This window comes from Pseudomonas sp. GM80, from assembly GCF_000282515.1.
Classification (GTDB): domain Bacteria; phylum Pseudomonadota; class Gammaproteobacteria; order Pseudomonadales; family Pseudomonadaceae; genus Aquipseudomonas.
On the sequence record NZ_AKJD01000253.1, the window covers coordinates 59701 to 67098 of the forward strand.

Below are 7398 nucleotides of genomic sequence, written 5' to 3' on the forward strand. Positions count from 1 at the left end.
AAGCTGCAACCATTCAAAACAATACCTGGCGTCATCCGATGCCAAAAAGGAGATCGCATGCTCGAGCTCACTATAGAGCAGATATCCATGGGCCAATCGGCCGTGGATAAACCCGCCGCCCTGCAATTGCTGGCCAATCACCTGGTGGCCGATGGTCTGGTCGCCGACGGCTACCTCGCCGGCTTGCAGGCCCGGGAAGCCCAGGGCTCGACCTTTCTCGGTCAAGGTATTGCCATCCCTCACGGCACCCCGGAAACCCGCGATCAGGTGTTCGCCACCGGCGTGCGCCTGATGCAGTTCCCCGAGGGCGTGGACTGGGGCGATGGCCAGATCGTCTATCTGGCGATCGGCATCGCCGCCAAATCCGACGAGCACCTGCGCTTGCTGCAACTGCTGACCCGCGCCCTCGGCGAGACCGATCTGGGCCAGGCTCTGCGTCGCGCCAGTTCTCCGGAAGCGCTGCTGAAGCTGCTGCAAGGCGCGCCGCAAGAGCTGGCGCTGGATGCGCAGATGATCGGCCTCGGCGTGTCGGCTGACGATTTCGAAGAACTGGTCTGGCGAGGCGCGCGTCTGCTGCGTCAGGCTGATTGTGTGAGCAACGGTTTCTCGGCGGTGCTGCAACAGGTCGAAGCGCTGCCGCTGGGCGATGGCTTGTGGTGGTTGCACAGCGAACAAACCGTGAAACGCCCGGGCTTGGCGTTCGTTACCCCGGACAAACCGATGCGCTACCTCGGCCAGCCGCTCAGTGGTTTGTTCTGTCTGGCCAGCCTTGGCGAAGCGCACCAAGCATTGCTTGAGCGTCTGTGTGCGTTGCTGATCGAAGGTCGAGGCCATGAATTGGGCCGCGCCACCAGCAGCCGCAAAGTCCTTGAAGTGCTCGGCGGTGAACTGCCTGCCGACTGGCCGAGCGCACGCATTGCGCTGGCCAACGCCCATGGTTTGCACGCGCGCCCGGCGAAGATTCTCGCGCAACTGGCGAAGAGTTTTGATGGCGAGATTCGTGTGCGCATTGTCGACGGCCAAGACAGCGCCGTGTCGGTGAAGAGTTTGAGCAAACTGCTCAGCCTCGGCGCCCGTCGCGGTCAGGTGCTGGAGCTGATCGCCGAGCCGAGCATCGCTGCCGACGCCTTGCCGGCGTTGCTCGCTGCTATCGAAGAAGGCCTCGGCGAAGAAGTCGAGCCGCTGCCCGCCATCAGCGAGCAACGCGAAGTCTTTGCCGACATCGCCGAAGTGGTGATTGCCCCGGCGTCCGGCACTCAGTTGCAAGCCATCCCCGCCGCGCCCGGCATCGCCATCGGCCCGGCGCATATTCAAGTACAACAAACCATCGATTACCCAATGCGGGGCGAGTCCGCCGCCATCGAACGCGAGCGCCTCAAGCAAGCGCTCAGCGACGTGCGCAGCGACATTCAGGGCCTGATCGAACGCAGCAAAGCCAAAGCCATCCGCGAGATCTTCATCACCCATCAGGAGATGCTCGACGACCCGGAACTCACCGACGAAGTCGACACCCGCCTCAAGCAAGGCGAGAGCGCCGAAGCGGCGTGGATGGCAGTGATCGAAGCGGCGGCGAAACAACAGGAATCGCTGCAGGACGCGTTGCTCGCCGAGCGTGCGGCGGACTTGCGTGACATTGGTCGCCGCGTGCTGGCGCAACTGTGTGGCGTGCAGACCGCGAGCGAACCCGAGCAACCTTACATTCTGGTGATGGATGAGGTCGGCCCGTCCGACGTCGCGCGGCTGGACCCGGCGCGCGTGGCGGGGATTCTCACCGCACGCGGCGGCGCCACCGCGCACAGTGCCATCGTAGCGCGAGCCCTCGGGATTCCGGCGCTGGTCGGCGCTGGCGCAGCGGTGTTGTTGCTGGCGCCGGGCACACCGTTGCTGCTCGACGGTCAACGCGGTCGCCTGCACGTCGACGCCGATGCGGCGACCCTGCAACGCGCCACCGAAGAACGCGACACCCGCGAGCAACGCCTGAAGATTGCCGCCGAACAACGCCACCAACCGGCACACACCACCGACGGCCACGCCGTCGAAGTGTTCGCCAACATCGGCGAAAGCGCTGGCGTGATCAGCGCGGTGGAGCAGGGCGCCGAAGGCATTGGTCTGCTGCGCACCGAACTGATTTTCATGGCCCACCCGCAAGCGCCGGACGAGGCCACGCAAGAAGCTGAATACCGCCGTGTGCTCGATGGCCTCGCCGGGCGGCCGTTGGTGGTGCGCACGCTGGACGTCGGCGGCGACAAACCGCTGCCGTATTGGCCGATCGCCAAAGAAGAAAATCCGTTCCTCGGCGTGCGCGGCATTCGCCTGACCTTGCAACGTCCGCAGATCATGGAAGCGCAACTGCGCGCCTTGCTGCGGTCGGCGGATAACCGTCCGTTGCGGATCATGTTCCCGATGGTCGGCAGCGTTGAAGAATGGCGTCAGGCCCGCGACATGACCGAACGTCTGCGCCTGGAAATCCCGGTCGCCGATCTGCAACTGGGGATCATGATCGAAGTGCCGTCCGCCGCATTGCTGGCGCCGGTGCTGGCCAAGGAAGTCGACTTCTTCAGCGTCGGCACCAACGATCTCACGCAATACACCCTGGCCATCGACCGTGGTCACCCGACCCTGTCGGCGCAGGCGGACGGCTTGCACCCGGCGGTACTGCAACTGATCGACATCACCGTGCGTGCGGCCCATGCCCATGGCAAATGGGTCGGCGTCTGCGGTGAGCTGGCGGCGGATCCGCTGGCGGTGCCGGTGCTGGTTGGCCTCGGTGTCGATGAACTCAGCGTGTCCGGGCGCAGCATTGCCGAAGTCAAGGCACGCATCCGCGAACTCAGTCTGACTCAGGCACAAACCCTTGCTCAACACGCCCTGGCCGTGGGCAGCGCCAACGAAGTGCGCGCATTAGTGGAGGCCCTGTAATGGCCAAGATTCTTACCCTGACCCTCAACCCGGCGCTCGACCTCACCGTTGAGTTGCCACGGCTGGACGCCGGTCAGGTCAACCGCAGCGACGAGATGCACACCCACGCTGCGGGCAAGGGCGTGAACGTCGCGCAGGTGCTCGCCGACCTCGGTCATCAACTGACGGTCAGTGGCTTTCTCGGCGAAGACAACCTGCAAGCGTTCGAAACCCTGTTCGCCAAGCGCGGTTTTGTCGATGCGTTTATTCGCGTGCCGGGTGAGACGCGCAGCAATATCAAAGTCGCTGAACAGGATGGACGGATCACCGACATCAACGGCCCGGGGCCGGTGGTCGATGCCGTCGCGCAGCAGGCGTTGCTCGATCGTTTGGTGCAGATCGCACCGGGTCATGACGCGGTTGTTGTCGCCGGCAGTTTGCCGCGTGGCGTGACCGCGCAGTGGTTGCGTGAACTGATCGAACGGCTCAATCAGCTCGGCTTGAAAGTCGCCCTCGACTCCAGCGGCGAAGCGTTGCGCGAAGCGTTGAAAGCCAGTCCATGGCTGATCAAACCCAATACCGAAGAACTCGCCGATGCGCTCGGTTGCGAGGTGGTTTCTCACGCCGCCGAAGCGCAAGCAGCGGCGCAATTGCACGCGCAAGGCATCGAGCACGTGGTGATTTCTCACGGCGCTGATGGCGTGAACTGGTTCAGCGTCGGCTCGGCATTGCACGCCACGCCGCCGAAGGTCAGCGTTGCCAGCACGGTCGGTGCCGGTGATTCATTGCTGGCCGGCATGCTCCACGGTTTGCTCAGCGCCGACACGCCTGAACAAACCCTGCGCACGGCCACCGCGATTGCGGCGATGGCGGTGACCCAGATCGGTTTCGGCATCAACGACGCCGCGCAATTGGCGCAGCTCGAACAGGGCGTGCGCGTGCGCCCCCTGACAGAACAATAAGAGGGTTTGTCATGAAATTAGCCATTGTTACGGCTTGCCCGAACGGGATGGTCACCAGTGTGCTGTGCGCGCGATTGCTCGATGCGGCGGCGCAGCGTCAGGGCTGGAGCACCAGCGTGGAAGTGGTCGATGCGGCGCACCCGGAACGCGAATTGTCGGCGGCGACGATTGCCGCGGCGGAGTGGGTTTTGTTGGTCGCAACGGGTGCGGTCGACATGACGCGTTTTGTCGGCAAGCGGGTCTTCCAGATTGCCCCGGCGCAGGCGTTGCAGGATGTTGAAGCGGTACTGCGACGTGGTGCAGAAGAGGCATCTGTCTACGTTGCCAGCGAGGCTGAACCGGTTGCTGATGCGTCGCGTGCCCCTCGCATCGTCGCCATCACCGCGTGCCCGACTGGTGTTGCTCACACCTTCATGGCCGCCGAAGCCTTGCAGCAAACCGCCAAGCGTCTGGGCTATGACTTGCAAGTCGAAACCCAAGGCTCGGTGGGCGCGAAAACCCCGTTGAGCGCAGCGGCGATTGCCGCAGCGGATGTGGTGTTGCTGGCGGCGGATATCGAAGTCGCTACCGAGCGTTTCGCTGGTAAGAAGATCTATCGTTGCGGCACTGGCATTGCGTTGAAGCAGTCCGAAGCGACGCTGAAAAAAGCCTTGGCCGAAGCTGTTGTGGAAAGCGCGGCGGCTGACGGCAAAGCACCAGCCAGGCAAGAGAAAACCGGCGTCTACAAACACCTGCTGACTGGCGTTTCGTTCATGCTGCCGATGGTCGTGGCGGGCGGTTTGATGATCGCGCTGTCGTTCGTGTTCGGCATCACCGCGTTCAAGGAAGAAGGCACGCTGGCGGCGGCGCTGATGCAGATCGGTGGCGAGACCGCGTTCAAACTGATGGTGCCGTTACTGGCGGGTTACATCGCTTATTCGATTGCCGACCGTCCGGGCCTGGCGCCGGGGATGATTGGTGGCTTGCTGGCGAGCACCTTGGGCGCCGGGTTTATCGGTGGCATCGTCGCCGGTTTTATCGCCGGTTATGCGGCGAAGGCGATCAGCCGTTATGTCGCGTTGCCGCAAAGTCTTGAAGCGCTGAAACCGATTCTGATCATTCCGTTGTTCGCTAGTTTGTTTACCGGGCTGGTGATGATTTACGTGGTCGGCAAACCGGTCGCCGGGATGCTGTTGGCGCTGACCAATTTTCTCGACAGCATGGGCACCACCAACGCGATCCTGCTCGGCGTGGTGCTTGGCGGCATGATGTGCGTCGACCTCGGCGGGCCGATCAACAAAGCCGCGTATGCGTTTTCGGTGGGGCTGCTGGCGTCGCAGAGTTATGCACCGATGGCGGCGACGATGGCAGCGGGGATGGTGCCGCCGATTGGCTTGGGTATCGCCACGTTTATTGCCCGACGCAAGTTCGCCCAGACCGAGCGCGAGGCGGGTAAAGCGGCGCTGGTATTGGGGCTGTGCTTTATCTCCGAAGGGGCGATTCCGTTTGCCGCGAAAGACCCGTTGCGGGTGATCCCGGCGAGCATTGCCGGCGGTGCGCTGACCGGTGCGTTGTCGATGTATTTCGGCTGCAAACTGATGGCGCCGCACGGCGGGTTGTTTGTGTTGGCGATTCCGAATGCGATCAATCATGCGCTGTTGTATCTGCTGGCGATTGTCGCCGGTAGTTTGTTGACCGCCGTCGTCTACGCCACAGTCAAACGCCCCGAAGCCGTCGAGCTGGCCCTGGAACCCGCCAAGGCTTAACCGACACCACAAAACCTTTGTAGGAGTGAGCCTGCTCGCGATAGCGGTCTGTCAGTGACATGAATGTTGGCAGATATACCGATATCGCGAGCAGGCTCACTCCTACAATGGGTTCTGCGGTGTGTCTGGTGTCATGTGTGTTTCATGATGTCGTGCTTAAGTTTTCCTTTTCTCAGGGAGAACAGCATGAGCGATTTCAATCCTGGTCGTCGGCGTGTCGTGCAAGGGATTGGCGCCGGGCTGCTGCTGCCGGGGCTGGCGCCGGCGGTGATTGCTTCGGTCAAGGATCGGCCGCAACTGACCGATGGCGTGCAGTCCGGCGACCTGCAAGGCGATCGCGCGATGATCTGGAGTCGCAGCGATCGCCCGGCGAGGATGGTGGTCGAGTGGGACACCCGCAGCCAGTTTCGCAACCCGCGTCGGTTGGTCTCGGCGCTTGCCGATGCCCGCAGCGACTTTACCGCCCGCGTTGAGCTCACCGGACTGCCCGCCGATCAGGCGATTTTCTATCGCGTGTATTTCAAGGACGCCCGCACCGGCGTCGCCAGCGAACCGTGGCTGGGCCACCTGCGCAGCGCACCGATGGCGCGGCGCAATATTCGTTTCGTCTGGAGCGGCGACACCGTCGGCCAAGGCTTTGGGATCAACCCGGACATTGGCGGCATGCGCATCTACGAAGCCATGCGTCTGCGCCTGCCGGACTTCTTTATCCACAGCGGCGACACCATCTACGCCGATGGCCCGGTGCCCGCGCAACTCACCACCGAAGGCGGGCGCATCTGGCGCAACCTCACCACCGAAGCCAAGAGCAAAGTCGCGCAAACCCTCGACGATTATCGCGGCAACTTTCGCTACAACCTGATGGACGAAAACATCCGCCGCTTCAACGCCGAAGTGCCGCAGATCTGGCAGTGGGACGACCATGAAGTGGTCAACAACTGGTCGCCGGGCAAGCAGCTCGACGAGCGTTATCAGGAGAAAGATATCCACACCCTGGTCGGTCGCGCGCGAAAAGCCTGGCTGGAATATTCACCGATGCGCCTGCAGGCCGCCGACGGTGGCGGACGGATTTATCGCAAGCTCAGTTACGGGCCGATGCTCGATGTGTTCGTGCTCGACATGCGCAGTTATCGCGGCGCCAATGACGACAACCTTGGCGCCGCTAAACCGTTCCTTGGGCGTGAGCAACTGGACTGGCTCAAGCGCGGCTTGAAGAAATCCAAAGCCCAGTGGAAGGTGATTGCCGCCGACATGCCGATCGGTTTGGGTGTGCCGGATGGCGAGGTCAGCCCGGGTGTGGCGCGCTGGGAAGCGGTAGCTAACGGTGACCCGGGATCGGCGCAGGGGCGCGAGGTGGAAATCGCCGAATTGCTCGGCTACCTGCGTGCGCAGCAGGTACGCAATTTCGTCTTCCTCACCGCCGACGTGCATTACTGCGCGGCGCATCACTATCACCCGGATCGTGCGGCGTTTCAGGATTTCGAGCCGTTCTGGGAGTTTGTTGCGGGGCCGTTGAATGCCGGGAGCTTTGGGCCTAATCCGCTGGATAAAACCTTTGGCCCTGAGGTGGTATTCGAGAAAGCGCCACCGGTGCAGAACGCATCACCGTTTGCCGGGTTTCAGTTTTTTGGCGAGGTGAATATCGAAGGGCAGAGCGGGGAGATGAGCGTGGTGTTGCGGGATTTGAATGGGGTGGCCGTTTTCGAACAGAAGTTGCAGCCAATCTGACCGTAGGAGCTGCCGCAGGCTGCGATCTTTTGATTTTGCTTTGTGAAGATCAAGATCAAAAGATC

4 protein-coding genes are annotated in these 7398 nt (G+C 62.6%); all 4 read left to right on the forward strand.

Going from position 1 to position 7398, the window contains the following annotated elements:
* Positions 1-57: 57 nt before the first annotated feature.
* Positions 58-2919 carry a phosphoenolpyruvate--protein phosphotransferase gene (gene ptsP / locus PMI37_RS29495; RefSeq protein WP_008088369.1) on the forward strand — a complete coding sequence of 954 codons (2862 nt, stop codon included), beginning with the start codon at positions 58-60 and terminating at the stop codon, positions 2917-2919.
* Positions 2919-3860, forward strand: coding sequence for a 1-phosphofructokinase (pfkB, locus tag PMI37_RS29500; protein ID WP_008088372.1), 942 nt, complete (start codon positions 2919-2921; stop codon positions 3858-3860). The genes ptsP and pfkB overlap by 1 nt, the downstream gene beginning before the upstream one ends.
* Before the next feature lie 11 nt (positions 3861-3871).
* A complete protein-coding gene (locus PMI37_RS29505; protein ID WP_008088375.1) occupies positions 3872-5605 on the forward strand; it encodes a PTS fructose-like transporter subunit IIB in 1734 nt (577 codons plus the stop codon).
* Between the two features lie 186 nt (positions 5606-5791).
* The gene (locus PMI37_RS29510; RefSeq protein ID WP_008088377.1) at positions 5792-7333 is read left to right on the forward strand and encodes an alkaline phosphatase D family protein; all 1542 of its coding nucleotides are present in this window, start codon (positions 5792-5794) and stop codon (positions 7331-7333) included.
* Positions 7334-7398 lie beyond the last annotated feature (65 nt).